This is a genomic window from Pseudomonas trutticola BRTCR10, from assembly GCF_056155105.1.
Map to the genome: position 1 here is coordinate 595,942 of NZ_CM149552.1, position 23,234 is coordinate 619,175.

General features: G+C 60.8%; 21 protein-coding genes and 1 riboswitch. Of the genes, 15 read left to right on the forward strand and 6 right to left on the reverse strand.

The window, feature by feature from the left end; genetic code table 11:
* Positions 1-112: 112 nt before the first annotated feature.
* The 7 genes from msbA to ACVVH8_RS02615 all read left to right on the forward strand — a co-directional run bounded on the left by msbA (position 113) and on the right by ACVVH8_RS02615 (position 8,358).
* Complete coding sequence (msbA, locus tag ACVVH8_RS02585; protein WP_103304623.1) at positions 113-1,933, forward strand: lipid A export permease/ATP-binding protein MsbA; 1,821 nt, start codon at positions 113-115, stop codon at positions 1,931-1,933.
* Positions 1,927-2,823 (forward strand): GNAT family N-acetyltransferase, encoded by an 897-nt coding sequence (locus ACVVH8_RS02590; protein WP_103304624.1) that lies wholly within the window; start codon positions 1,927-1,929, stop codon positions 2,821-2,823. Before msbA ends, ACVVH8_RS02590 begins: the two co-directional genes overlap by 7 nt.
* A gap of 4 nt (positions 2,824-2,827) precedes the next feature.
* On the forward strand, positions 2,828-4,228 hold the full coding sequence (locus tag ACVVH8_RS02595) for a PIG-L deacetylase family protein (RefSeq protein WP_475228338.1): 1,401 nt from the start codon (positions 2,828-2,830) through the stop codon (positions 4,226-4,228).
* A 64-nt stretch (positions 4,229-4,292) separates the two neighbouring features.
* The gene (gene hldE / locus ACVVH8_RS02600; protein WP_103304713.1) at positions 4,293-5,714 is read left to right on the forward strand and encodes a bifunctional D-glycero-beta-D-manno-heptose-7-phosphate kinase/D-glycero-beta-D-manno-heptose 1-phosphate adenylyltransferase HldE; all 1,422 of its coding nucleotides are present in this window, start codon (positions 4,293-4,295) and stop codon (positions 5,712-5,714) included.
* A gap of 130 nt (positions 5,715-5,844) precedes the next feature.
* Positions 5,845-6,819, forward strand: a complete 975-nt coding sequence (locus tag ACVVH8_RS02605) for a glycosyltransferase family protein (RefSeq protein WP_213027347.1) — start codon at positions 5,845-5,847, stop codon at positions 6,817-6,819.
* Entirely contained in the window at positions 6,820-7,506 is a 687-nt protein-coding gene (locus ACVVH8_RS02610) for a hypothetical protein (RefSeq protein ID WP_475228341.1), read from the forward strand.
* Positions 7,507-7,557: 51 nt separating this feature from the next.
* On the forward strand, positions 7,558-8,358 hold the full coding sequence (locus tag ACVVH8_RS02615; protein ID WP_475228344.1) for a hypothetical protein: 801 nt from the start codon (positions 7,558-7,560) through the stop codon (positions 8,356-8,358).
* A 4-nt stretch (positions 8,359-8,362) separates the two neighbouring features.
* Here the strand turns inward: ACVVH8_RS02615 and ACVVH8_RS02620 are convergent, their stop codons facing one another.
* The 4 genes from ACVVH8_RS02620 to ACVVH8_RS02635 form a co-directional block, all read right to left on the reverse strand.
* The gene (locus ACVVH8_RS02620; RefSeq protein WP_103304629.1) at positions 8,363-9,328 is read right to left on the reverse strand and encodes a metal ABC transporter ATPase; all 966 of its coding nucleotides are present in this window, start codon (positions 9,326-9,328) and stop codon (positions 8,363-8,365) included.
* Positions 9,329-9,359: 31 nt separating this feature from the next.
* Positions 9,360-10,172 (reverse strand): aldo/keto reductase, encoded by an 813-nt coding sequence (locus tag ACVVH8_RS02625; RefSeq protein ID WP_213027350.1) that lies wholly within the window; start codon positions 10,170-10,172, stop codon positions 9,360-9,362.
* Complete coding sequence (locus ACVVH8_RS02630) at positions 10,169-11,344, reverse strand: NAD(P)/FAD-dependent oxidoreductase (RefSeq protein WP_475228347.1); 1,176 nt, start codon at positions 11,342-11,344, stop codon at positions 10,169-10,171. Before ACVVH8_RS02630 ends, ACVVH8_RS02625 begins: the two co-directional genes overlap by 4 nt.
* A gap of 116 nt (positions 11,345-11,460) precedes the next feature.
* Complete coding sequence (locus ACVVH8_RS02635; protein WP_103304632.1) at positions 11,461-11,793, reverse strand: DMT family transporter; 333 nt, start codon at positions 11,791-11,793, stop codon at positions 11,461-11,463.
* A 108-nt stretch (positions 11,794-11,901) separates the two neighbouring features.
* Between ACVVH8_RS02635 and ACVVH8_RS02640 the strand changes: the two genes are divergently transcribed.
* Positions 11,902-12,798, forward strand: coding sequence for a LysR family transcriptional regulator (locus ACVVH8_RS02640; protein WP_475228349.1), 897 nt, complete (start codon positions 11,902-11,904; stop codon positions 12,796-12,798).
* A gap of 11 nt (positions 12,799-12,809) precedes the next feature.
* Positions 12,810-14,084: a lipid IV(A) 3-deoxy-D-manno-octulosonic acid transferase gene (gene waaA / locus ACVVH8_RS02645; protein ID WP_475228351.1), complete on the forward strand. Its 1,275-nt coding sequence runs from the start codon at positions 12,810-12,812 to the stop codon at positions 14,082-14,084.
* Between the two features lie 190 nt (positions 14,085-14,274).
* Here the strand turns inward: waaA and ACVVH8_RS02650 are convergent, their stop codons facing one another.
* Entirely contained in the window at positions 14,275-15,708 is a 1,434-nt protein-coding gene (locus tag ACVVH8_RS02650; RefSeq protein WP_213027354.1) for a TolC family outer membrane protein, read from the reverse strand.
* A 206-nt stretch (positions 15,709-15,914) separates the two neighbouring features.
* A riboswitch (TPP riboswitch) is annotated at positions 15,915-16,020 on the forward strand.
* Between the two features lie 146 nt (positions 16,021-16,166).
* Between ACVVH8_RS02650 and thiC the strand changes: the two genes are divergently transcribed.
* On the forward strand, positions 16,167-18,056 hold the full coding sequence (gene thiC, locus ACVVH8_RS02655; protein WP_103304636.1) for a phosphomethylpyrimidine synthase ThiC: 1,890 nt from the start codon (positions 16,167-16,169) through the stop codon (positions 18,054-18,056).
* 167 nt (positions 18,057-18,223) lie between these two features.
* Positions 18,224-19,516, forward strand: a complete 1,293-nt coding sequence (gene cytX, locus ACVVH8_RS02660) for a putative hydroxymethylpyrimidine transporter CytX (RefSeq protein WP_475228354.1) — start codon at positions 18,224-18,226, stop codon at positions 19,514-19,516.
* On the opposite strand, the gene ACVVH8_RS02665 is transcribed toward cytX, so the two are convergent.
* Positions 19,485-20,231, reverse strand: a complete 747-nt coding sequence (locus tag ACVVH8_RS02665; RefSeq protein ID WP_103304638.1) for an RsiV family protein — start codon at positions 20,229-20,231, stop codon at positions 19,485-19,487. The two genes, cytX and ACVVH8_RS02665, sit on opposite strands and share 32 nt — an antisense overlap.
* A 242-nt stretch (positions 20,232-20,473) precedes the next feature.
* Here ACVVH8_RS02665 and ACVVH8_RS02670 point away from each other — a divergent pair, with 242 nt between their 5' ends.
* The 4 genes from ACVVH8_RS02670 to ACVVH8_RS02685 all read left to right on the forward strand — a co-directional run bounded on the left by ACVVH8_RS02670 (position 20,474) and on the right by ACVVH8_RS02685 (position 23,216).
* Positions 20,474-21,091, forward strand: coding sequence for an NUDIX domain-containing protein (locus tag ACVVH8_RS02670; RefSeq protein ID WP_103304639.1), 618 nt, complete (start codon positions 20,474-20,476; stop codon positions 21,089-21,091).
* Complete coding sequence (locus ACVVH8_RS02675) at positions 21,082-21,534, forward strand: DUF1249 domain-containing protein (RefSeq protein WP_064117171.1); 453 nt, start codon at positions 21,082-21,084, stop codon at positions 21,532-21,534. Before ACVVH8_RS02670 ends, ACVVH8_RS02675 begins: the two co-directional genes overlap by 10 nt.
* Before the next feature lie 99 nt (positions 21,535-21,633).
* Entirely contained in the window at positions 21,634-22,449 is an 816-nt protein-coding gene (cpdA, locus tag ACVVH8_RS02680; protein WP_475228356.1) for a 3',5'-cyclic-AMP phosphodiesterase, read from the forward strand.
* A 158-nt stretch (positions 22,450-22,607) separates the two neighbouring features.
* The gene (locus tag ACVVH8_RS02685) at positions 22,608-23,216 is read left to right on the forward strand and encodes a YqiA/YcfP family alpha/beta fold hydrolase (protein WP_213027357.1); all 609 of its coding nucleotides are present in this window, start codon (positions 22,608-22,610) and stop codon (positions 23,214-23,216) included.
* The last annotated feature ends 18 nt before the right edge of the window (positions 23,217-23,234 follow it).

The following is a 23,234-nucleotide window of genomic DNA, read 5'->3' on the forward strand; positions in this document are numbered from 1 at the left end:
TCATTAGCGGGGTATCTTAACCGACTTGGTCAAAGGCTGGCTTGCAGTCATGTTTATCGGGGGAAAAACGCGTGTGATATCATCCCCGCCTCACTGAATTGTGCGGATCACCATGAGCAGTCCTGAACCGAAAGCCCAGTCAACGCTGGCGATCTACTTCCGCCTTTTGGCTTACGTGCGGCCTTACGCCGGTCTCTTCCTTCTCAGCATCGTCGGGTTTCTGATCTTCGCATCGACTCAGCCGATGCTCGCTTACATCCTCAAGTACTTTGTCGATGGCCTGGCCAATCCTGAGGCCAGCCTGTTTCCGGGCAACCCGTACCTGGGCAAATTGCAATTGCTCGAAACCGTGCCGCTGATGATCGTGTTCATTGCGCTGTTGCAGGGCGTGGGCTCGTATCTAGGCAACTTCTTCCTGGCTCGGGTTTCCCTGGGCCTGGTGCATGACCTGCGGGTGGTGCTGTTCAACAAGTTGCTGGAGCTGCCCAACCGGTTCTTTGACAAGAACAACTCCGGGCATCTGATTTCCCGAATCACCTTCAACGTGACGATGGTCACCGGCGCTGCGACGGACGCGATCAAAGTGGTCATCCGTGAAGGCATGACCGTGATTTTCCTGTTCTGCACCCTGTTGTGGATGAACTGGAAACTCACGCTGGTGATGGTGGCCATCCTGCCGGTCATCGGCATCATGGTGAACAGCACCAGCAAGAAATTCCGCAAGCAAAGCAAAAAGATCCAGGTGTCGATGGGCAACGTCACGCACGTCGCCTCCGAGACGATCCATGGTTACCGCGTGGTGCGCAGTTTCGGCGGCGAAGTCTATGAAAAGGACCGCTTTCGCGATGCCAGCCAGAGCAACACCGACAAGCAGCTGACGATGACCAAGACCGGCGCGGTCTACACGCCGATGCTGCAACTGGTGACGTACAGCGCCATGGCCGTGGTCATGTTCCTTGTGCTGTACCTTCGCGGTGATGCATCGCCGGGCGATCTGGTGGCCTACATCACCATGGCCGGTCTGTTGCCGAAGCCTATTCGCCAACTCTCCGAAGTCAGCTCGACCATTCAGAAAGGTGTGGCCGGTGCCGAGAGTATCTTCGAGCAGCTCGATGAGCCGGCCGAAGTGGATCAGGGTACGGTCGAGCGCGATCGCCTTGAAGGCCGACTGGAAGTGCGCAATCTCAGCTTCCAGTACCCGGACACCGACAAACAGGTACTCAACGACATCAGCTTCGTCGTGGAGCCTGGGCAAATGGTCGCTCTGGTCGGCCGTTCCGGCAGCGGCAAGTCCACTCTGGCCGGGTTGATTCCGCGCTTTTATCAGCATGAACACGGGCAGATTCTGCTCGATGGCGTGGAAGTGCAGGATTTCACCCTGCGCAGCCTGCGTCGCCAGATTGCGCTGGTGACCCAGGCGGTGACGTTGTTCAACGATACGGTGACCAACAACATCGCTTACGGCGATCTGGCCGGCGCGCCTTTCGAGGAAGTCAAACGCGCGGCCTCCGAGGCCTATGCCGATGAGTTCATCGTCAAGATGCCGCAGGGCTATGAAACCATGGTCGGTGAGAACGGAGTGCTGCTGTCCGGTGGCCAGCGTCAGCGCATTGCCATCGCCCGCGCCCTGCTCAAGGATGCACCGCTGCTGATTCTCGACGAGGCCACTTCTGCACTGGATACCGAGTCGGAGCGGCATATTCAGGCAGCGCTGGATCATGTGGTGCAGAACCGCACGACTCTGGTGATCGCGCACCGCTTGAGCACCATCGAGAAGGCCGATCTGATTCTGGTCATGGACGAAGGCCGGATTGTCGAGCGTGGCACCCACGCACAACTGCTGGAGCAGAACGGCTATTACTCGCGCCTGCATGCCAAAGAGTTCGAAGAGGGTGACGAGCCGCAGCCGGCCCACGTGACCAACGTATGCTGAGGGTGTTTCGCAGCTTTCGTGAACGTGGCTGGAGCGAAATTGACCGGGATGCCTACGCTCAAGCCTGGCTGCGTTTCGGTGGCAGCTTTGCGACGCATCCCGAGGTGGTCGAGCGACTGTCGACATTCGTCGGGATCGAACTGCGCTACCTGGGCTGGATCGTTGGCGGTGAGGTGGTTGCCGCCATTCCCTGCTGGGGGCGGCATGTGGCCTTGTCCAAGGAAGTCCTCAAGCGTGAAGGCAAGCGTGGCTTGCTCGACATGGGCAATGCGGAAATCATCCTGCCGATCGCGCCGGATGTCGTCGTGCCGGTCCGCCAGCGCATGGCGTATGTCTCCCAGATCAATGCCGAGCAGATCAGCACCCTGAAAACCCAACCGGAGGGCCTGGCCCTGGCCCGGTTGCCGGAAGAGTATTCGAAGAAGTTTCGCTACAACCAGCGTCGCGAACAGCGTCTGCTGGAAGAGGCGGGTGGCTCGCTGGTGCCGATGTCGGAGTTTTCTCCGGCAGAGCAAGCGCAGGCATATGGCGATCTGTTCGAGCGTCGCTGGGGCTTCGAAGTGCCTGGCAAGGCCGGGCTCGTCGAAGTCTTCACCTTGTTGCGCGAATTCATGACCGGTTCGGTGGCCATGCTTGAATCGGCGCCGGTGGCGATTCAGGTTCTGTACCGTGTCGAGGCGCCGCAATGGGTGTCGCTGGAGTACATCAACGGTGGCGTCGACCCGCAGAGTCGCGAATTCAGCCCCGGCAGCGTACTGAGCTTCGTCAACACCCAGCAGGCCTGGGCTGATGCGCAAGCACTGGGCAAGCCGCTGCGTTATTCATTCGGTCGTGCCGACCGTGAGTACAAGGATCGCTGGTGCCACACGGTGCCGGTCTACAAGGTCTGAACCCATGAGTGCTCGCAAGCAACAGCTTCTCAAGGCCCATCGACGCAGCAAGCGTCTGTTCCTCGTCGCCTTTCTGGTGGCGCTGTTGCTGGTCGGTGTATTGATCGCCTGGTGGCTGGTGCCGCTGTTGCTGGTGCTTGCCTGGGTTGCCCACGAAGCGTGGTTTGCCGATCATTTGTTTTACCGCCCCGGCGACGATTATCAATACCGGTTTCCCGCGAATACTGCGCGTCAGGCCGTTAGCCTGGATGGCGGTGTGGTGCGCCTGAGCGAGCCATTGGCCCCGGGTGAAACGCTGATTCTCGAGCTTGAAGTGAAGGCCGGTTGGCTGGGGCGCTGGCTCGATCCGTATGTTCAGGTCGGCAATGATCGCCAGGATTTTGAACGTGGGGTCAAAGGGCGGCGTTTTCTCAACCTTTCAGGACAAGCGACGGCGCTGGGCCAGGGTTCGCTGTCGCTGCGCGGCCACCATTGCACGCCGGGTGCCACGGGCGCGCTGTGGGTCATGGCCAACCCTGACTACGCTCGCCAGCGCGTCATGGTCATCGCGCCGCATGCCGATGATGCCGAGCTTGCGGCATTCGGCCTTTACAGTCGCAGCGAAGACGTCAGCATCGTCACCCTTACCCAAGGCGAGATCGAGGCTGAAGACTTCCAGCGACTGGGCCTTGATCAAGCCGCTGCCGCACGCTTGAAAGGCCGCTTGCGCAGCTGGGACAGTCTGGTGATTCCGCTGTGGGGCGGTGTGCCCGCAGAACGTTGCGTACAACTGGGTTACTACTGTCTGCAATTGCCTGCAATGGCCGCCGAGCCAGGCAAGGCGTTTGGCTCTCGCGAGTCGCAGGAAAACGATGTGCGCAGCGTGCGCCGACACAACCCGCTGATCTTGCCCGGTGACCTTGACGGGCAACCGACCTGGCAGAATCTGGTCGGCGACCTGGTGGCCCTGCTGGAGCACTATCGTCCGCAAGTGCTGGTGACACCGCATCCCGAACTGGACCCGCACAGTGACCACGTCGCCGCCACTCAGGCGCTGCTTGAGGCCGTTGGCCGCAGCAACTGGAAGCCGACGACCCTGCTGATGTACGCCAATCATCTGCATGACAACGACCGTTGGCCGATGGGGCCGGCAGGTGCCGGTATCGCACTGCCGCCGGCCATCGAGGCATTGCCAGCCGATCGCTTGTGGAGCCCGCTGCTGTCAGCCGACGTGCAACTGGACAAGGCCATGGCACTGGCCATGGAGCATGATTTGCAGGGTGGGCAAGTGTTCAAGCGGCAATTGCGTCGCTGGATCCAGCACGGACTGGCGGGGCGCCGCTGGCCTGTCACGGGCAGTAACGAATTTTTCCGCAAGGCGGTCCGGCGCCACGAATTGTTCTGGGTGCGCGACCTTTCAGATTGAGGCGGACGGCGCTTTACCCTGTGTTAATATCGCGCCCCTGTTCATTTTGTATGTGGGTTGCTCCATGAAGTTGTCCATGCCGCGTTTCGATCAAGCCCCGGTCTTGGTAGTCGGCGATGTCATGCTCGACCGCTACTGGCATGGCGGAACCTCACGGATTTCCCCTGAGGCACCGGTGCCGGTCGTTAAGGTCGAGCAAATCGAAGACCGTCCGGGCGGCGCCGCGAACGTTGCCTTGAACATTGCCGCGCTGGGTGCGCCGGCGTCCCTGGTCGGTGTGACCGGTGATGACGAAGCCGCCGACAGCCTGAGCAACAGTCTCAAAGGCGCGGGCGTTCGGGCCCTGTTCCAGCGCATCGCGCACCAGCCAACCATCGTCAAGCTGCGGGTCATGAGCCGGCACCAGCAACTGCTGCGTATCGACTTTGAAGAACCGTTTGCCACTGACGCCCTGGCCCTCGGCTCGCAGGTCGACGACCTGCTCGAAGGCATCAAGGTCCTGGTGTTGTCCGACTACGGCAAAGGCGCGCTGAAAAACCATCAGGCGCTGATCCAGGCGGCCCGGGCAAAAAACATTCCGGTGCTGGCCGATCCGAAAGGCAAGGATTTCTCGATCTACCGTGGCGCCAGCCTGATCACCCCGAACCTCAGTGAGTTCGAAGCCATCGTCGGCGGTTGCGCCGATGAACACGAACTGGTGAGCAAGGGCGCAACCCTGATGCACGATCTCGAACTCGGTGCGCTGCTGGTCACTCGAGGCGAACACGGTATGACCCTGCTGCGTCCGGATCATCCGGCACTGCACCTGCCGGCCCGTGCCCGTGAAGTGTTCGATGTCACCGGCGCCGGTGACACGGTGATTTCGACCCTGGCCGCTGCCATTGCCGCCGGCGAAGAGCTTCCGCACGCTGTGGCACTGGCCAATCTGGCCGCCGGCATCGTCGTCGGCAAGCTCGGTACCGCTGCCATCAGCGCCCCGGAACTGCGTCGCGCCATTCAGCGCGAAGAAGGCTCCGAGCGCGGTGTGCTGGGCCTCGAGCAGTTGCTGCTGGCGGTGGCCGATGCCCGCGCGCACAACGAGAAGATCGTCTTCACCAATGGCTGTTTCGACATCCTGCATGCCGGCCACGTGACTTATCTGGAGCAGGCGCGAGCCCAGGGCGATCGTCTGATCGTCGCGGTCAACGACGATGCGTCCGTCAGCCGACTGAAAGGGCCGGGGCGCCCGATCAACAGTGTTGACCGGCGTATGGCGGTTCTGGCCGGGCTCGGGGCTGTGGACTGGGTCATCAGCTTCCCTGAAGGCACACCGGAAAACCTGCTGCGTGAGGTCAAGCCGGACGTGTTGGTCAAGGGCGGCGATTACGGGATCGACCAAGTGGTGGGTGCCGATATCGTGTCGGCTTATGGCGGCACCGTGAAAGTGCTGGGACTGGTGGAAAACAGCTCGACAACAGCGATTGTCGAAAAAATCCGCAGTCGTTGAGCAGATGAATCTTTACCGTTGTGTACTGCGTGTGAACGGATTTTGCCTTGGGGATCTAACCGTTTCCGTTGATGTTGGCAGGTTTGAATCCGATGCGCTTGCCTGCCTATGTCGCGTGGTCAATTAACTTATGAAAGTCATGCTCCTGGTGATGGACGAGCAGCGGGTCATTCTTGACCGGCTCTACGACATCGTGCAGCAGAACTGTGATGAATGTGTCATCTACCGTCTGAGCAAACAGCAACAGATGAACCTCGGGCCGTTTCTGGCCTCGGTCGATTACCAGATGTTCGACCGCGTGGTGATCTTCTCCCGGGTCAAGCGCCTGGCCCCGCAACTGCGGGTGCTCAAGTGCATTCCCGGGCTGATCTTTCTCGAACACGACGCCTACCAGAACTACATGCCTGCCAGTAAGTATCGGGGCGTGTATTCGCGGCTCTACAGCCGTCTGCCGAGCTGCCGCGCACTGGTATCCGGCGCGGTGGTCGCGCGCAAAATGCTCGCTGAAGGCATTGATACAGTGTTCGTCTCCAAGGGTTACGACGAGCAGATGCTGCGCAACATCGGCACTGAGCGGGACATTCCCGTCGGTTTTCTCGGCAGCCTGAAAAGCACCGAATATGCCGAACGCAAAGCACTGCTCGAATCGCTGTCGAAGCGAACCGGGATGCTGGTGACGCGCACGAAGTCGGGCTCGGAGTATCTCGAAACGCTCAATCGCATCAGGATCTTTGTCAGCGCCGATATCGGCATGAACGAGTTCATGATCAAGAATTTCGAAGCCATGGCCTGCGGTTGTGTGCTGCTGGCCTGGAGCCAGGGCGAAGAAGACCAGTTGCTCGGTTTCGAAGACATGCACAACACCGTGTTCTACCGCAGCGAAGACGAAGCGGTGGAAAAGATCAAACTGTTGCAAGGCAACCCTGAGCTGGCGGATCGCATCGCCAGCAATGGTCAGGCCTTTGCACAGAGCCGTTATTCCTTCGCGCGGGTTGGCCAGTCCCTCGCGGCTGAAATCCAGCGCGAGATGCGCCCATGGCAGCCGCCGTCGGCATTTACGCGGTTCTGGGTGAAGCTGCGTCACGGGATGAAGGTGCCGGTCTGAATGATGGACGAACACATGGCGCTGGATGCGCTGCCCGGTGGTGACCAGTCGGTGTTGGGCGCTTTGCCCGAGGCGTTGCGCGAGTGCCTGAGTCGCGCAGCGCGGGTCATCCTGATTGCCAACAACCCGGCCATCACGGCAGCGGACGTTCAGACGCTGAACATAGGCGTCGATGACGTCGTCGTCAGCTTCAATACCTGCATCAAGGCAGCGCTGCTCAACGCGCAAAGCGCCAATGTCTTTGTGCACGGCTATAACGCCCCGGACCATTACTTTTTCGGCCTGCCTTACGGGCCGGACGTACAGCGACTGATCAATCAGGCGAGTGAACGGTGTTTCACCCTGTTGGTCGGTTGCGCGGCACCGATGTGCCCGTTACCGCGGGTGGCGATGTACTGGGATCGCATCCCGTTGCCGCCACTGTGGAACTATCCGGTCGACCGGCCGGGAGGCAAGCGTTACGTTGGCCCCACAACCGGTTTCAACACGCTGGTGTTGCTCGACTGGTTGCGCGGTCAACCCGGTTACACCTATCAACTGATGACTCTGGGTTTTTCCAACGAAGCCGGCAAGCTGTGGGGTGGTCACGCCTGGGATTACGAGCGCGACTGGCTGCAGAAGTCGGACGTCATCGTAGTGCCCCTGCAACCCCGTCGCTGGTGGCAAAAGCTGTTCCGCCAGAAATAAGCGATAGCCTGTCGCCGGCCGGCCCGAACTACTTTCAAAAGGTGCTGTTGAGTGTTGAAAATTGCCGTGGCCTTTTTCGGGATTCCGAGAAACTCGCCGATTTGCTACCCCTCCATCGAGCAGAACGTCCTGGCACAGTTGCCTGCGGGCAGCGACGTAAAGTGTTTTTATCACCTGTACAAAATCGATGAAGTGCAGAACTCGCGCTCCGGCGAAAAAGGCGAGCTGGCGGCAGACAACTATCAGCCGTTCGAATCGATGACCGGGACGCTGACTTCAACCGAAGGCGTGCTGGAGCGCTGGGATTTCGAGCAGGTCAAGGCACAAGGCGACACGTGGGCCGATGACTTCGCGTCGCTGCGCAACCTGATCTATCAGCTCAACTCGCTGCACACCGTGACCACGATGATCGAGGCCTTCGATCCGGATTACGTGGTGTTCGTGCGACCGGACAACTTCTTCCACAACCCGCTGCCTGCTTATGTGTTCAATCATCCAGAAGCCCGACGGCACAACGCCTACATTCCGGACTGGCAGTGGTGGGGCGGGTTGAATGACCGCTTTGCCATTTGTGGGCGCGACACTTACGTCGCCTACGGCAAGCGGATCGAGCGCATCTTCGAATTCTGCAAGGCGACGGGGCGAAAGCTGCACTCCGAGCGTTTGCTCAAGTACGCATTGCAGCGGGTCGATGCCAAGGTTTGCACATTGAAAACCCAAGCATCACGGGTACGCATTACCGGCGCATTTGCCGAAGAGTCGTTCTCGCCCAAGCGTGGCATGGGCAAGCGCGAAAACCGCTACTTCCATTTCTTCGCGACCTTGCGCACATGGATCGATAGCAAGCGCTAACCGGCTATTTGCTCGCGCGTTTCTTGCCGATGCCAACCAGACGCAGCGCCTTCAGACTCAGTTGCTTGAGGCCTGTGCGAGGGGGCTTTGCGGGTTGCAGGCCTTGCTGCACGACCCAGTCCTTCCAGCGAATTCGTTCATCGCGTACGACCCAGCCCTCTTGAGTTGCGAAGCTCTCTGCGAGGTAAAGTCCGCGGGTGCCGGCCGGCAGGAGTTTGTCGCGCTTGAGGGTATAGAGTTCGGCCAGTGGTGCACCGTCCTTGAGCGGCATCAGATAGAGGTCGGGGCGCTTGCGGTCGAGCCGTGCCACCAGTTGATCACCTTCCAGGCGCTCATCGACATGGAACAGGCTCAGGGATTTGGCTTCCTTGGGCACGTCCAGACGCAAGTCATAGATCAATTGCAGCGACGCGGTCGGCAAATGCACATAGGCGCGCGGCCGTTCCAGCAATTGCAGGTTGGCGCAACGAATCGGGCGCGCCGAGCCGGACAACGGCGTCAGCCGAAACGGCAAGGCCTCGCGGTAATGCAGCGCGGAGGAGTAGGGCGCCGGCAGCCACGTGTCGTTGAAACGTCCGCCGAGCCAGCCTTCCGGGGTTTCCAGCAAACACTCTTCGGCAATTTCCTGGATGGCCGTGTGCAGCGGAATATTCAGTTCGTGGGCCGGTACGTAACCGGAAATCAGTTTCAGCACCACGTCGCCGCGATCCTGCCGGCGCTGGCGTACCAGCACCCAATAATCGCGATTCTGCCAATGCAGGGTCAGGCGCACCGAGACCCCGAGATTCGCCAGCTCCAGCGAAAAGCGCTCGGCATCCGCCACGCTCACCGGTTTGCGTCGCTGCAAGGTCTGCGCGAAGTTCAGCGGCATGCCGACGCTCTGATAGGTCAGGCCTTCGGGGGTGGCTTCGACGAACAGCGGCAGGGTCTTGAAGTTGCTCGGGTTCTTCCTGATGAGCGTGCGCGGCATATCGGCTCCTGCTTAAGGCCGCGGGGCGGCGTCAGTGACCACGAAGGACCTGGGCAACGGTCGCAACGTTATGGGCGAGGTGCAGCGGATTGATCGTCCCGACAATAGCACTGGCTACGCCGGGCTGGGCAAACAGCAATTCGAAGCTGGCACGCACCGGGTCCACACCTGGGCTCAGGCAAACGTGACCGCTGGCCAGGGCCTTTTTCACCAGAATGGCTTTGCCATGGGCAGCAGCATAGTCAATGACTGCCTTCTCGCTCTGTTCGTTCAGATTGTAGGTGACCATCGCGCAGTCGCCCTGCTCCAGTGCCTTCAGGCCACCTTCGACGGTTTTGCCGGAGAAACCGAAGCCGCGAATCTTGCCCTCTGCCTTGAGCGCCGCGAGTGTGGCGTACACCTCTTCGTGCTCGAGGATCGCCATGTCATTGCCGTCGGAGTGCACCAGCACCAGATCGATAAAATCGGTTTCAAGACGTTGCAGGCTGCGCTCCACCGACAGGCGCGTGTGGGCCGCGCTGAAGTCGTGACGTGACTCACCGTTGGCAAACTCTTCGCCGACCTTGCTGACAATCACCCAGTCCTGTCGCTGGCCCCGCAGTAGCGGGCCGAGGCGTTCTTCGCTGCGGCCATAAGCCGGCGCGGTGTCGATCAGGTTGATGCCCAGACCCTGCGCTTGCCGCAGCAGCATGCGCGCCGCCTCATCGTCGGGGATCTGAAAACCGTTGGGGTATTTCACCCCTTGATCACGGCCGAGTTTGACCGTGCCCAGGCCCAGTGGCGAAACCGTCAGGCCGGTGCTGCCCAGCGGGCGATGCAAGTCATGCAGGGTAGCGATACTCATGGCAGCAGTTGCTCCCAGGCTGGCACGCCCAGCGGTGGTTTTGCCAGGGGCGGCAAAGGTTCGGTGGCTTGCGGCTGGATGCCGTCGCGCTGCAGAGAGGCGATCACCCGATCAGCAAAATCCGGAGCCAGCGCCAGTTTGGTCGGCCAGCCGACCAGCAAGCGTCCCTCTTCAGCGAGGAAGGCATTGTCCGGGCGCGTCAGGCCGGTTTGCAGCGGCTCGGCACGGTCGACGCGCAAGGTCGCCCATTGCGTGGTGCTGAGGTCGATCCACGGCAGCAACTGCGCGATTTCTTTCTGCGCGGTGGCGATCTGTTCGGCGGGCTCGCGGTTTACACCTTCGCTCTCGGCGATGTCGCCGCCCATGTACCAAACCCATTGGCCATCCGCCGCCGGGTGCGTGGTCACGGTGATACGCGGCTTGGTGCCGCCGCCCAGGCAGTGTGCGTACAGCGGTTTCAGGCCCGGGCCTTTGGCGATGATCATGTGCAGTGGCCGGCGTTGCATGGCCGGATGGCTCAGGCCCAGAGCGGTGAGCAGATCAGCGGTGCCGGCGCCGGCGCTGAGGACGATGCGCTGCGCACGGATCTCGCGACCGTCGACTTTCAAGCCGACCAGCACACCCGCTTCCAGCAACGGCTCGATGGTTTGCCCGGCCAGCAAGCCGTCGCCGGCCAGATCGGCCAGGCGTTGAATCAGGCTCGGCACATCGACCACCAGTTCGGCGAGGCGATAGACCTTGCCCTTGAAACGTTTGTCCTGCAGTGCCGGCGGCAATTGATCGCCCTTGACCTGATCGACACGGCCACGCACGGCTTTGCTGGCGAAGAAACTGGTGAGGTTGCCGGCCAGAGTGCCCGGCGACCACAGGTAATGCGCTTCGGAGAGAAGGCGCACGCCGGACAGGTCCAGTTCACCGTCGCCGGCCAGCGCTTCACGCCAGCGGCGTGGCATGTCGGCAATGGCTTCCGAGGCGCCGGTCAGCGCACCGTGCAGCGCGTATTTGGCGCCACCGTGGATGATGCCCTGGGATTTCACACTCTGCCCGCCGCCGAGGCTGGCGCTTTCCACCAGCACGGTCGAAAAACCCTGACGGCGCAGGCGCGCGTTCAGCCAGAGGCCGGCGACACCAGCGCCGACAATCAGAACGTCGGTGGAAATAACGGATGGCATGCAGCGACCTCGGGGCTTAGAGAAGCTGCAAGTTTCAAGCTTCAAGCTTCAAGCTGCAACCCGGAGCTGGAAAATCAGCTCTGCTTGCAGCTCGGAGCTTGATGCTTGTCGCTGCTTTAATGGCCGGCGGTTTTCGAGAACAACTGGATGACGACGACACCCAGGACAATCAGCGCCATCCCGAGCATCGCCGGGATATCCAGTTTCTGCCCATAGATAAACAGCGCCGCCACGCTGACCATGACGATGCCCATGCCGGCCCATACCGCGTAGGCCACGCCCACCGGCACGGTACGCACCACCAGCGTCAGCATCCAGAAGGCGATGCCGTAGCCGACGATCACTAGAATCAGCGGCAGCGGCGTACTGATGCCCTTGACCGCTTTCATCGAAACGGTGGCTATCACTTCGGCGCAAATGGCAATGGCCAGATAGACGTAGGCGTTCATGTGTAAACCCTCATAGGAAACGTTGCTTGCTGAGGCGGCATTCTAGAGATTCACCAGATGCGGTAAAGTCATTACCTATCTGTTTACAAGATGGGTTGGTGACGCAACATGCACTGGAATCTCGATCAGCTACGCGTATTTATCGATGTCGCCGAACAGCGCTCGTTCTCCGCCGTGGCGCGCAAGCAACGCAAGGCGCAGTCAGCGATCAGCAGCGCCATCGCCCTGCTCGAAGATGATCTGGGCGTCAGTCTCTTCGAGCGTAGCAGCGGTCGCCAGCCGTGCCTCACCGAAGCGGGAGAGGCGTTGCTGGAAGAGGCCCGCGAAGTCTTGCGTCAATGCGAACGCCTCAACGGCCGTGCCATGGCGATGATGCGCGGGCAGGAAGCGCAGTTGCGCGTGGCGCAGGATGAGGCGATGCCCTATCAGGCGCTGGTGGAAAGTTTCGGTGCGCTGGCCGAGCAATTTCCCAGCCTGGAAGTGCAACTGACCAGCGCCGCCCAAGGCGAGGTCGCACGCAAACTGGTGGAGCGCCGCGCCGATCTCGGGCTGTTGTTCTATCACGACGAAATCCCCGAAGCGCTGGAGCGGCGGGTGCTTGGCAGTGTGGAAATGGTCACGGTCTGCGGCATCAATCATCCGTTGGCGACGCAATCCTGGGTCACTTGCCAGCAACTGGCGCAACACCGGCAGTTGTTGATGTCGACGCAAACCAGTGTCTATCCCGGCAACGAACCGGCCAGCCCGCAGGTATGGCGTGCCGACAGTTTTTACGTGATGGCCGAATGGCTGGTGCGTGACCTTGGCTGGGCCTGGTTGCCGCGCCATGTGGTGCAGTACTCGGCGTATCAGGGATTGATGGTCGAACTCGACAGCGAATGGACCCCGCCGGCGCTCGTGGTCGAGTTGGTCTGGCGACGCGACGAGCCACTTGGTCCGGCCGCGTGCTGGCTGGCTGAACGTTTTGCCGTGCACTTGCAGGCGATCGACGGCAAAAGTCGATAAACTCCGCCGCCATGAATAGAACTCTCTACACCGCGCTGTTTTACCTGGGGCTGCCATTGGTGGCGATTCGGCTGTGGCTGCGCTCGCGCAAGGCACCGGCGTATGCCGAGCGGATTGGCGAGCGTTTCTCCTACGGGATGCCGACGCTGCAACCCGGCGGCATCTGGGTACACGCGGTGTCGGTGGGCGAAAGTATCGCCGCCGCGCCGATGATCCGCGCCTTGCTGCAACGTTATCCGACCCTTGCGATCACCGTGACCTGCATGACCCCGACGGGTTCGGAGCGCATTCATGCACTGTTCGCCGATGAGCCGCGCATCCAGCATTGCTATCTGCCGTATGACTTGCCGTGCGCGGCGGCGCGGTTTCTCGATCGTGCTCAACCGAAACTCGCGGTGATCATGGAAACCGAATTGTGGCCCAACCACATTCACCAATGCGCCAAACGCGGGATTCCCGTGGCGCTGGCCAACGGACGCCTGTCCGAGCGCTCGGCTCGCGGTTATGCGCGCTTCAGCAAACTGACCGCGCCGATGCTCGCCGAGATGAGCTTTTTCGCCGTGCAGACCGAGGCCGAAGCTCAGCGCTTCCGTAATCTGGGCGCGCGACCCGAGACAGTCGAGGTCACCGGCTCGATCAAATTTGATCTGACCATCGACCCGCAGCTGCTGCAACGAGCCGCTGAGTTGCGTGGCCAATGGCAGGCGCTGGAACGTCCGGTGTGGATCGCCGCCAGCACTCACGAAGGCGAGGATGAAGTGGTGCTGGACGCCCATCGTCGCTTGCTCGCCAACTATCCGAATGCGCTGCTGATTCTGGTGCCGCGTCATCCGGAGCGTTTCAACTCGGTGTTCGAACTGTGCCAGCGCGAAGGCTTTGCCACGGTGCGTCGCTCCAGCGGCGCCAATGTCGATGCGCACACTTCAGTGCTGCTCGGCGACACCATGGGCGAGTTGCTGTTTCTCTATGCACTGGCGGACAGCGCGTTTGTCGGCGGCAGCTTGGTGGCGAATGGTGGGCACAACCTGCTGGAGCCCGCCGCGCTGGCGAAACCGGTGTTGAGTGGCCCGCACCTGTTCAACTTCCTCGATATCGCCGCGCAATTGCGTGAGGCTGGCGCGTTGGCCGAGGTGGATGATGCCGAAGGGCTGGCGGTGGAAGTGCAGCGCCTGTTCGAACTGCCGCGTGATGCGCAGCGCATGGCCGAAGCCGGGCTTGCGGTGATGCGCCGCAACCAGGGTGCGTTGCAGCGTTTGCTGGATGGCTTGGGCAGGTTGATCAAATAGCTCGTTCACCAAACCATTGTGGTGAGGGGATTTATCCCCGACCGGCTGCGGAGCAGTCGTAGAGCCGGTAATCGGGGTCTTCCTGAATCAATACGGTGAATGGGTTCAGGGCTGCTGCGCAGCCCATCGGGGATAAATCCCCTCGCCACAGTCCGCCGCTATTACAGGAAAAGGCAGCAATCTTTTGCTTTTAAGGCCGGGCCTTGAGCTGTGCTTCCGCTGCCTTGGCCAGATCCGGTGGCAGGAAGTCCTTGTCCGGGTTGTAGTCGGCCTTCAGATACCGCGTCAGATCCTGCAAGTCCCCCGGGTTCAACGTCCCCGCCGCCTGCTTCAAGCGCAGGTTGTCGAGGATGTAGTCGTAGCGGGTGTTGTTGTAGTTGCGCACCGAGGTGTACAGCTGACGCTGGGCATCGAGCACGTCGACGATGTTGCGCGTACCGACCTGATAACCGATTTCCGTGGCTTCCACTGCGCTCTGGTTGGAGATGATCGACTGACGGCGTGCCTGCACCTGCTCAACGTCGGTGTTGACCGCGCGATGCAGATTGCGGGTGTTTTCGACGATCTGCCGACGCAGGGATTCGCGCTGCTGTTCGCTCTGATTCAGTTGTTCATACGACTGGCGCACTTGCGAACTGGTCAACCCGCCACTGTAGATCGGGATGTTCAGTTGCAGGCCCAGCGTGCTCTGTTCGACGTTGCCTCGGTATGGCGTGCCAAAAGCATTCGGGTTGGCGAAACCGAGGGCGTCGTTGTCGCCTTTTTCGTATTTGGCCACGGCGTCGAGGGTCGGCAGGTGGCCGGCCTTACGCTGCTTCAGGGTCTGTTCGGCCGAGCTGACGGCGAAGTTGCTGGCGAGCAGATTGAGGTTCTGTTTCGCCGCCGTATCGACCCACGCCTTGGCGTCGTTCGGCGCCGGCGGCAGGATCGGCAGCGTGTGGACGATGCCCTGAATCGAGTTGTACTGACGGTTGGTCAGGGTGATCAGTGCTTCGAACGCATCATCGACCTGACGCTGGGCGACGATCCGGTTGGCCCGCGCGGTGTCGTAACTGGCTTGCGATTGCAGCACGTCGGTCTTGTCCGACAGGCCGACATCGAAGCGCTCGTTGGACTGATCGAGCTGGCGCTTGAACGCCGCTTCTTCGGCCTTGGTCGAGGCCAGATTGTCCTGACTGCGCAGCACGTTGAAATAGCTTTCGGCCGATTGCAGGATCAGGTTCTGTTCGGTGGCCGACAGTTGCAGCGCGGCCTGTTCGTTGACGTCCTTGGCCGCTTGGTACTGGAACCAGCGATCGGCGCGGAACAGCGGTTGGGCGAGTGTCGCCTGATAGGAATGCGCGCTGCGGTTGGCAATGGCCGAAGGCTGGTCGATCGAGGTGCGTACGTCGGCGACTTCAGCGCCGCCGGACAGATTCGGCAGCAATCCGGCGCGGGCCTGCGGCACTACTTCCTTCTGTGCGCCGTACTGGGCGCGGGCAGCGGCCAGATCGGCGTTGTTGTCGACCGCTTCCTGATAGACGCTGACCAGATCGGTTTTGCTCGACAAGGGCGCTTCTGCTGCCCAGGCCATTGCGTTGGACGCACAAGACACGGCAAGAGCCAGTGAAAGTTTGCGCAGCATGAGGCGATCCCTAGCAAGAAATATTACGAAAATAATGTGAGCGCCAAGGCTACGGCGCGGCCCCGGTAGCGTCAAGGCGCGCATGGCACAGCGAGTGTAGTTGCGCAATCGTGCGGCAACAATCCTGCAAGTCCCGCCAATTGCGCCATTCATCATGGTGTTTGCTGCGGTGTTGGCGTTCTTTGCCGGTTGTGTCTAGACTGGCCGGGTTCTTGTCGGGGTGCCTTGCTATGAGGCTGAGATCGAATAATTTCGGATCCCGTTGAACCTGATCAGGTTAGCGCCTGCGTAGGGAACAAGATTTCTCGTCACCCGGCGAGTCCTCTTGTGCTTCGTCCGGGAAATTGTTCGACAATCGAACGCTCGACGACGATGCACAGCACCGGTCCTGGTGCGTCCGTGCCTTTCAGGTTCTGCTCCGACAATCCACTGCCTGGATGCTGTCTGGAGAGCCCGTGATGACTACAAAATCTAAAAACGCGATCAACCTGAGTGACTCGGCCAAGGTCGACGAGCAATCGGTCAAGCCGTTCACCCGTTCGCAAAAAATCTACGTTCAGGGCTCCCGTCCCGACATCCGAGTGCCAATGCGCGAAATCACCCTCGATGTGACCCCGACCGACTTCGGTGGCGAAATCAACGCGCCAGTCACCGTCTACGACACCTCCGGCCCGTACACCGATCCGAACGTGGTGATCGATGTGCGTAAAGGTCTCGGCGATGTGCGTTCGGCATGGATCGACGACCGTGGCGACACCGAGCGTCTGCCAGGTCTGAGCTCGAACTTCGGCCAGGAACGCCTCGCCGACCCAGAGCTGACCAAACTGCGCTTCGCCCACGTCAACAACCCGCGCCGCGCCAAGGCCGGGGCCAACGTCAGCCAGATGCACTACGCACGTAAAGGCATCATCACCGCCGAGATGGAATACGTCGCCATCCGCGAAAACATGAAGCTGCAAGAAGCCCGCGCCGCAGGTCTGTTGCAGCAGCAACACGCCGGCCACAGCTTCGGTGCCAGCATCCCGAAAGAAATCACCGCCGAATTCGTCCGCGAAGAAATCGCCCGTGGCCGTGCAATCATTCCGGCCAACATCAACCACGTCGAACTGGAACCGATGATCATCGGCCGTAACTTCCTGGTGAAGATCAACGGCAACATCGGTAACAGCGCCCTGGGTTCGTCCATCGAAGAAGAAGTGGCGAAACTGACCTGGGGCATTCGCTGGGGTTCGGATACCGTGATGGACTTGTCCACCGGCAAACACATCCACGAAACCCGCGAGTGGATCATCCGCAACTCGCCAGTGCCGATCGGCACCGTACCGATCTATCAGGCGCTGGAAAAGGTCAACGGCGTGGCTGAAGACCTGACCTGGGAGCTGTTCCGCGACACGCTGATCGAACAGGCGGAGCAGGGCGTCGACTACTTCACCATTCACGCCGGCGTACTGCTGCGCTACGTGCCGCTGACCGCCAAACGCGTGACCGGCATCGTGTCCCGTGGCGGTTCGATCATGGCCAAGTGGTGCCTGGCGCATCACAAAGAAAACTTCCTCTACACCCACTTCGACGAAATCTGCGAAATCATGAAGGCCTACGACGTCAGCTTCTCGCTGGGCGATGGCTTGCGTCCGGGCTCGATTGCCGACGCCAACGATGAAGCGCAATTCGGCGAACTGGAAACCCTCGGCGAGCTGACCAAGATCGCCTGGAAACACGACGTGCAGTGCATGATCGAAGGCCCGGGCCACGTGCCGATGCAGTTGATCAAAGAGAACATGGACAAGCAGCTGGAGTGCTGCGACGAGGCGCCGTTCTACACCCTCGGCCCGCTGACCACGGACATCGCGCCGGGCTACGACCACATCACCTCGGGTATCGGTGCGGCGATGATCGGCTGGTTCGGTTGCGCGATGCTCTGCTACGTGACGCCGAAAGAGCACTTGGGCCTGCCGAACAAGGATGACGTGAAGACCGGGATCATCACCTACAAGATCGCCGCGCACGCCGCCGACCTTGCGAAGGGCCACCCGGGCGCGCAGATTCGCGACAACGCCTTGAGCAAGGCGCGGTTCGAATTCCGTTGGGAAGACCAGTTCAACCTCGGTCTGGACCCGGACACCGCCCGTTCGTATCACGATGAAACACTGCCGAAGGACTCGGCGAAGGTCGCGCACTTCTGTTCGATGTGCGGGCCGAAATTCTGCTCGATGAAGATCACCCAGGAAGTCCGCGAATACGCGGCCAACCAGCGGATCGACGCGGTCGACGTGGACGTCGCCCAGGGCCTGGCGGAACAGGCCGAGCGGTTCAAGAAGGAAGGCAGTCAGCTGTACAAGAAGGTTTGATCTGACCTGAGTCCGGCGGCGCTCGCGCCGCCGTCATCGCGGGCAAGCCCGCTCCCACAGTGTTTTGCGTTGCCCACAAGATTTGTGTTCAGCGAGGATTCTGTGGGAGCGGGCTTGCCCGCGATGGCGATCAAAAAAACAACAAATGTCCCTCTGAGATAACACCCTTGAGCATTCAACCCAGCACTTATTCCCCAGAGCTCGCCGTGCCCGCCGACAAGCGTGTATTCGGCGGTCGCGATCTGTTTTCCCTGTGGTTTTCCCTCGGCATCGGCTTGATGGTCTTGCAGACCGGTGCGCTACTGGCGCCAGGTCTGGGACTGTCCGGTTCGTTGTTCGCGATTTTCCTCGGCACGCTGGTCGGCGTTTTGCTGTTGGCCGCCGTCGGCGTGATTGGCAGCGACACCGGCCTTTCGTCGATGGCCGCGCTGAAACTCAGCCTCGGCCGCAAAGGCGCGAGCCTGCCGGCGCTGCTCAATCTGCTGCAACTGATCGGTTGGGGCTCCTTCGAAATCATCGTTATGCGCGACGCCGCCAGCCTGCTGGGCACCCGCGCTTTCGGCGAGCACTCGCTGTGGGCTTACCCGCTGCTGTGGACCTTGTTTTTCGGCACGCTGGCGACCTTGCTTGCAGTCAGCGGGCCGCTGACATTCGTCCGGCAGATCCTGCGCAGGTGGGGGATCTGGCTGCTGCTCGGCGCGTGCATCTGGCTGACCTGGAACCTGTTCGCCAAGGCTGATCTGGCAGCGTTGTGGGCGCAGGCCGGTGACGGTTCACTGCCGTTCGCCGTGGGCTTCGACATTGCTATCGCGATGCCGTTGTCGTGGCTGCCGCTGATCGCCGATTACTCGCGTTTCGGCAAGCGCGCGAAAAACGTTTTCGGTGGCACTGCGATTGGCTTCTTTATCGGCAATTTCTGGCTGATGAGCCTCGGCGTTGCCTACACCTTGGCGTTCGCACCGAGCGGTGAAGTCAACGCGCTGCTGTTGGCCCTGGCTGGCGCCGGGCTGGGCATTCCGCTGTTGTTGATTCTGCTCGATGAGTCGGAAAACGCCTTCGCCGACATTCACTCGGCGGCGGTGTCCAGCGGGATTCTGTTGCGCTTGAAAGTCGAGCATCTGGCCTTGGCCATCGGCGTGATCTGCACGCTGATCGCCTTGCTGGCGCCATTGGCGCAGTACCAGAATTTTCTGCTGCTGATCGGTTCGGTGTTTGCGCCGCTGTTTGGCGTGGTGCTGGTGGATCACTTCATTCTGCGCAAGCGCAGTGCTCAGGTCGCGTCAGCCGCATTGCGCTGGCCAGCGCTGTTGGCGTGGTTGGGTGGCGTGAGCACCTACCACTTGCTGGCGAATCTGTATCCGGATGTCGGCGCAACCCTGCCGGCGCTGGTGCTGGCAGGGCTGTTGCAGTTCGTGCTGGGCCGGGCCTTCAGTTACGGCCGGGAAACAGCTCGGGCTTGAGGATGCCGTTCAGACGCGGATAAGGAATCTTCAGTTCGACGTGGCCCAGCGCGTAAGGCGCGATGGTGGTCACGTCGTACTTGAGGATCACGCCGCCATAGGTCAGCGCCACGTTCTGGGTTTTCACGAACGGCCAGTTCTTGACGAACTCCGCTTCCTGATCGAGCTTGGTGCTGATCAACCAGCTGTTGTGCGCTACTTGCGCAGCCTTCCAGAACGCGTCTTCCTGACCCGGCAGCAGCATGTCCGACAGGTTCAGCACCTTGTGCTGCTGGCGCGAATAGTTGATGAAACCGCGCCCTGGGGTGCCATGTGCGCCGCCGGTGTCGAGGTAGCTCGACAACTCGATGATCACCAAGCCGTCATGCTGCTCACGTACTTTCGCTTGCAGGTAGCTGCTGTTGCGCGGGCCGGCATTGGCCAGGAACTGCTCGCGATAGGCCGCCAGGGTCGGCGCCACCGGCGCGTTTTTCTCGGTGCGGGTCATTTGCAGCAGACGTTTTTCGATGATCCCGTCGAGTGCCGGTTCTGCCGGGAAACGCAGAGTGTCGATATTCACCAGTGGGCAGTCAGGGTTGGAGCAGCCGGGTTTCAGCTGTTCCGACGCATCGCGGGTGGTCTCCAGCGGTGTGCGGTAATTGGGCTGGAACAGGCTGGCGCAGGCACCCAGAGTCAGGGCGATGGCGGCCACGGAGGCAATTTTGAAAAGCGACATGGGCGTCCTTTCGAAAGCAGGGGAAGGCAAAAAGATATCCGCTTCGACTCTCGCAGAAGCAGTCAGTTCGCCACTAAGCTAATTAGAGTGGGTTTCGCCTCCACCGTCCATCCCGCTGACGGTAAAGGGGCTGCATCAAACGGTGCGGGCGCGTTAGGATGGCGCGAAGTCGAGGTTGCCGGTGACACGTTGCAGTAACAAAAAGGCACCTCGTAATGGATTCGCAGTAAAGAGGATGCTTCATGACTGATTTTGCCAACGCCATTCCGACCACCGTCGATGTGGTAAAGCGCGAGCGCTGCTACGAGGGCTTCTACAAGCTCGACCGTTTGCACCTGCGCCATGAGTTGTTTGCTGGCGGCATGAGTCGGGAGATCAATCGCGAAGTGTTCGTGCGTCATGATGCCGTGTGCATGCTGCCCTACGATCCGCAGCGCGACGAAGTGGTGCTGATCGAGCAGTTTCGTGTGGGTGCCATGGGCAAGACTGACAACCCATGGCTGGTCGAGCTGGTCGCCGGTCTGATCGACAAGGAAGAAGTGCCGGAAGAAGTTGCTCACCGCGAAGCGCAGGAGGAAGCTGGGCTGGACATCAAGGCCCTGTGGCCGATGACCAAATATTTCCCGTCGCCGGGCGGCAGCAACGAGTTCGTGCATTTGTATCTGGGGCGTTGCAGCACCGACGGCGTTGGCGGCCTGCATGGGCTGGAGGAAGAGGCAGAAGATATCCGCGTCACGGTCTGGGCCTTCGAAGATGCCTTGCAGGCCGTACGCGACGGACGCATTGCCAACGCGGCGAGCATCATCGCCTTGCAATGGCTGGCGCTGAACCGCGCCGAAGTGAGGGGGTTATGGTCGTAAACAAGCTGCGCGATCGTTATCGGGTTGACCTCGCTGGGCTGCAAGCCGCCTGCGAGGCCAACTACGCGCGCCTGATGCGACTGGTGCCGGACATGCGCAACGAGCCCGAAGCGCGGCGCATTGCCGTGACTCAGGGTGAGCAAATGCTCGGCGTGCTGGCCCTCGAAGTCCTGCAGACCTGTCCGTACACCACCACCTTGCAAGTGCGCCAGGAACACAGCCTGCCGTGGCTGCCGGTGCCGCAACTGGAAGTTCAGGTCTATCACGACGCACGCATGGCCGAAGTGGTCAGCGCCGAACATGCACGACGCTTTCGCGGCATCTATCCTTACCCGAACGCCGCGATGCATCAGCCCGATGAAAAAGCTCAGCTCAATCTGTTCCTGGGGGAATGGCTGAGTCATTGCCTGGCGTTGGGGCACGAGTACGAAGTCGTACGCTAGTTGTGAACTGCGTCCGGTTCGGCGGTTTCCCCTTTCACTCGTCCCCCAGCATAATTGCGCCATTCAACCGAATCCGTGCCTTTGCCCTGGGAGAACGCCTTGCCGAGCGTATCCACGTTGACCACCGCCGCCCCGGCGTTGCTGGTGCAGTTGTCCGACAGCCATCTGTTCGCTGAAGCGGACGGCACGCTGTTGGGCATGAACACCCGCGAGAGCCTGCAAAAGGTCATTGAGCTGGTGCTGGGGCAGCAGCCCCAGATCGATTTGATTCTGGCTACTGGCGATATTTCCCAGGACGGCACGCTGGAGTCGTATCAGCAGTTTCGTGAAATGAGCGCGCAGATCGATGCTCCGGCGCGCTGGATTCCCGGCAATCACGACGAACCGCAAATCATGGCGGTGGCGGCGGTGCAGAGCGCGCTGCTGGAGTCGGTGGTCGATATCGGCAACTGGCGGGTGACTCTTCTGGATTCGGCTGTCCCCGGCTCGGTGCCAGGGTATTTGCAGGACGATCAACTGCAACTGCTGGCCCGCTCGTTGAGCGAAGCGCCGGAGCGTCATCATCTGGTGTGCTTCCACCATCATCCGGTGTCGATCGATTGCGCGTGGATGGAACCGATCGGCTTGCGCAATCCTGAGGCGTTTTTCGAGGTGCTGGATCGTTTTCCACAGGCGAGGGCGGTGTTGTGGGGGCATGTGCATCAGGAAATTGATCGCGAGCGCAATGGCGTGCGCCTGATGGCCTCGCCGTCGACCTGCATTCAGTTCGAACCGGGCAGTGAAGACTTCAAGGTCGGTGAGCAGGCGCCGGGTTATCGCTGGTTGCGGCTGCTGCCGGATGGTCGCCTCGAAACGGGAGTTGAGCGCGTCACCGATTTCGAATTCACCATCGATTACGGCTCCAACGGCTACTGAATACCGAGTCGCGGCCTTCGCGGGCAGGCTCGCTCCCACATTGGAACGCGAACACCCGTGGGAGCGAGCCTGCTCGCGAAGGCGTCCTTACAAACACCCACGAATTCCCTGACTCCCTGTAAACTCCGCTATCTTTCGCCGACACCCAGGGAGCTCAAATGTCCGGTTCGATTCTCTATATCCACGGCTTCAACAGCGCACCGGCCTCGAAAAAGGCCTGTCAACTGGTCGAGGTGATGAAACGACTGGGTTTGAGCGATCAACTGCGTGTCCCGGCCCTGCATCACCATCCGCGTGAAGCCATCGGTCAGTTGGAGCAAGCGATTGCCGAACTGGGCAGCCCGTTGCTGGTGGGAAGCTCACTCGGCGGCTACTATGCGACTCACCTGGCCGAGCGCCATGGCCTGAAAGCCTTGTTGGTCAACCCGGCCGTCAGTCCGCACCGGATGTTCGACGGCTATCTGGGCACGCAGAAAAACCTGTATACCGATGAAACCTGGGAATTGACCCATGACCATGTGACGGCGCTGGCCGAACTGGAAGTGCCGGCACCCCAGGATGCACAGCGTTATCAGGTCTGGTTGCAGACCGGCGATGAAACACTGGACTATCGCCTCGCCCAGCAGTATTACCGGGCCTGTGCCTTGCGCATTCAGGCCGGCGGCGACCATGGTTACCAGGGATTTACCGGGCAGTTGCCGGCGTTGTTGAGTTTTGCCGGCATTGGCGCCGATTTGTATCAGGCAATCGATTTCACCGCACTGTGAAGTCTTGCCCCTATTTCA

What these genes read in the sequence shown, in the direction of transcription:
- ACVVH8_RS02610 (WP_475228341.1), top strand. Translation starts at nt 6,820, where the DNA reads ATGATGGACGAACACATGGCGCTGGATGCGCTGCCCGGTGGTGACCAG.
- ACVVH8_RS02635 (WP_103304632.1), bottom strand. Translation starts at nt 11,793, where the DNA reads ATGAACGCCTACGTCTATCTGGCCATTGCCATTTGCGCCGAAGTGATA.
- waaA (WP_475228351.1), top strand. Translation starts at nt 12,810, where the DNA reads ATGAATAGAACTCTCTACACCGCGCTGTTTTACCTGGGGCTGCCATTG.
- ACVVH8_RS02605 (WP_213027347.1), top strand. Translation starts at nt 5,845, where the DNA reads ATGAAAGTCATGCTCCTGGTGATGGACGAGCAGCGGGTCATTCTTGAC.
- ACVVH8_RS02685 (WP_213027357.1), top strand. Translation starts at nt 22,608, where the DNA reads ATGTCCGGTTCGATTCTCTATATCCACGGCTTCAACAGCGCACCGGCC.
- hldE (WP_103304713.1), top strand. Translation starts at nt 4,293, where the DNA reads ATGAAGTTGTCCATGCCGCGTTTCGATCAAGCCCCGGTCTTGGTAGTC.
- thiC (WP_103304636.1), top strand. Translation starts at nt 16,167, where the DNA reads ATGACTACAAAATCTAAAAACGCGATCAACCTGAGTGACTCGGCCAAG.
- ACVVH8_RS02650 (WP_213027354.1), bottom strand. Translation starts at nt 15,708, where the DNA reads ATGCTGCGCAAACTTTCACTGGCTCTTGCCGTGTCTTGTGCGTCCAAC.
- ACVVH8_RS02595 (WP_475228338.1), top strand. Translation starts at nt 2,828, where the DNA reads ATGAGTGCTCGCAAGCAACAGCTTCTCAAGGCCCATCGACGCAGCAAG.
- ACVVH8_RS02670 (WP_103304639.1), top strand. Translation starts at nt 20,474, where the DNA reads ATGACTGATTTTGCCAACGCCATTCCGACCACCGTCGATGTGGTAAAG.
- ACVVH8_RS02625 (WP_213027350.1), bottom strand. Translation starts at nt 10,172, where the DNA reads ATGAGTATCGCTACCCTGCATGACTTGCATCGCCCGCTGGGCAGCACC.
- ACVVH8_RS02665 (WP_103304638.1), bottom strand. Translation starts at nt 20,231, where the DNA reads ATGTCGCTTTTCAAAATTGCCTCCGTGGCCGCCATCGCCCTGACTCTG.
- msbA (WP_103304623.1), top strand. Translation starts at nt 113, where the DNA reads ATGAGCAGTCCTGAACCGAAAGCCCAGTCAACGCTGGCGATCTACTTC.
- ACVVH8_RS02630 (WP_475228347.1), bottom strand. Translation starts at nt 11,344, where the DNA reads ATGCCATCCGTTATTTCCACCGACGTTCTGATTGTCGGCGCTGGTGTC.
- ACVVH8_RS02640 (WP_475228349.1), top strand. Translation starts at nt 11,902, where the DNA reads ATGCACTGGAATCTCGATCAGCTACGCGTATTTATCGATGTCGCCGAA.
- ACVVH8_RS02590 (WP_103304624.1), top strand. Translation starts at nt 1,927, where the DNA reads ATGCTGAGGGTGTTTCGCAGCTTTCGTGAACGTGGCTGGAGCGAAATT.
- ACVVH8_RS02675 (WP_064117171.1), top strand. Translation starts at nt 21,082, where the DNA reads ATGGTCGTAAACAAGCTGCGCGATCGTTATCGGGTTGACCTCGCTGGG.
- ACVVH8_RS02620 (WP_103304629.1), bottom strand. Translation starts at nt 9,328, where the DNA reads ATGCCGCGCACGCTCATCAGGAAGAACCCGAGCAACTTCAAGACCCTG.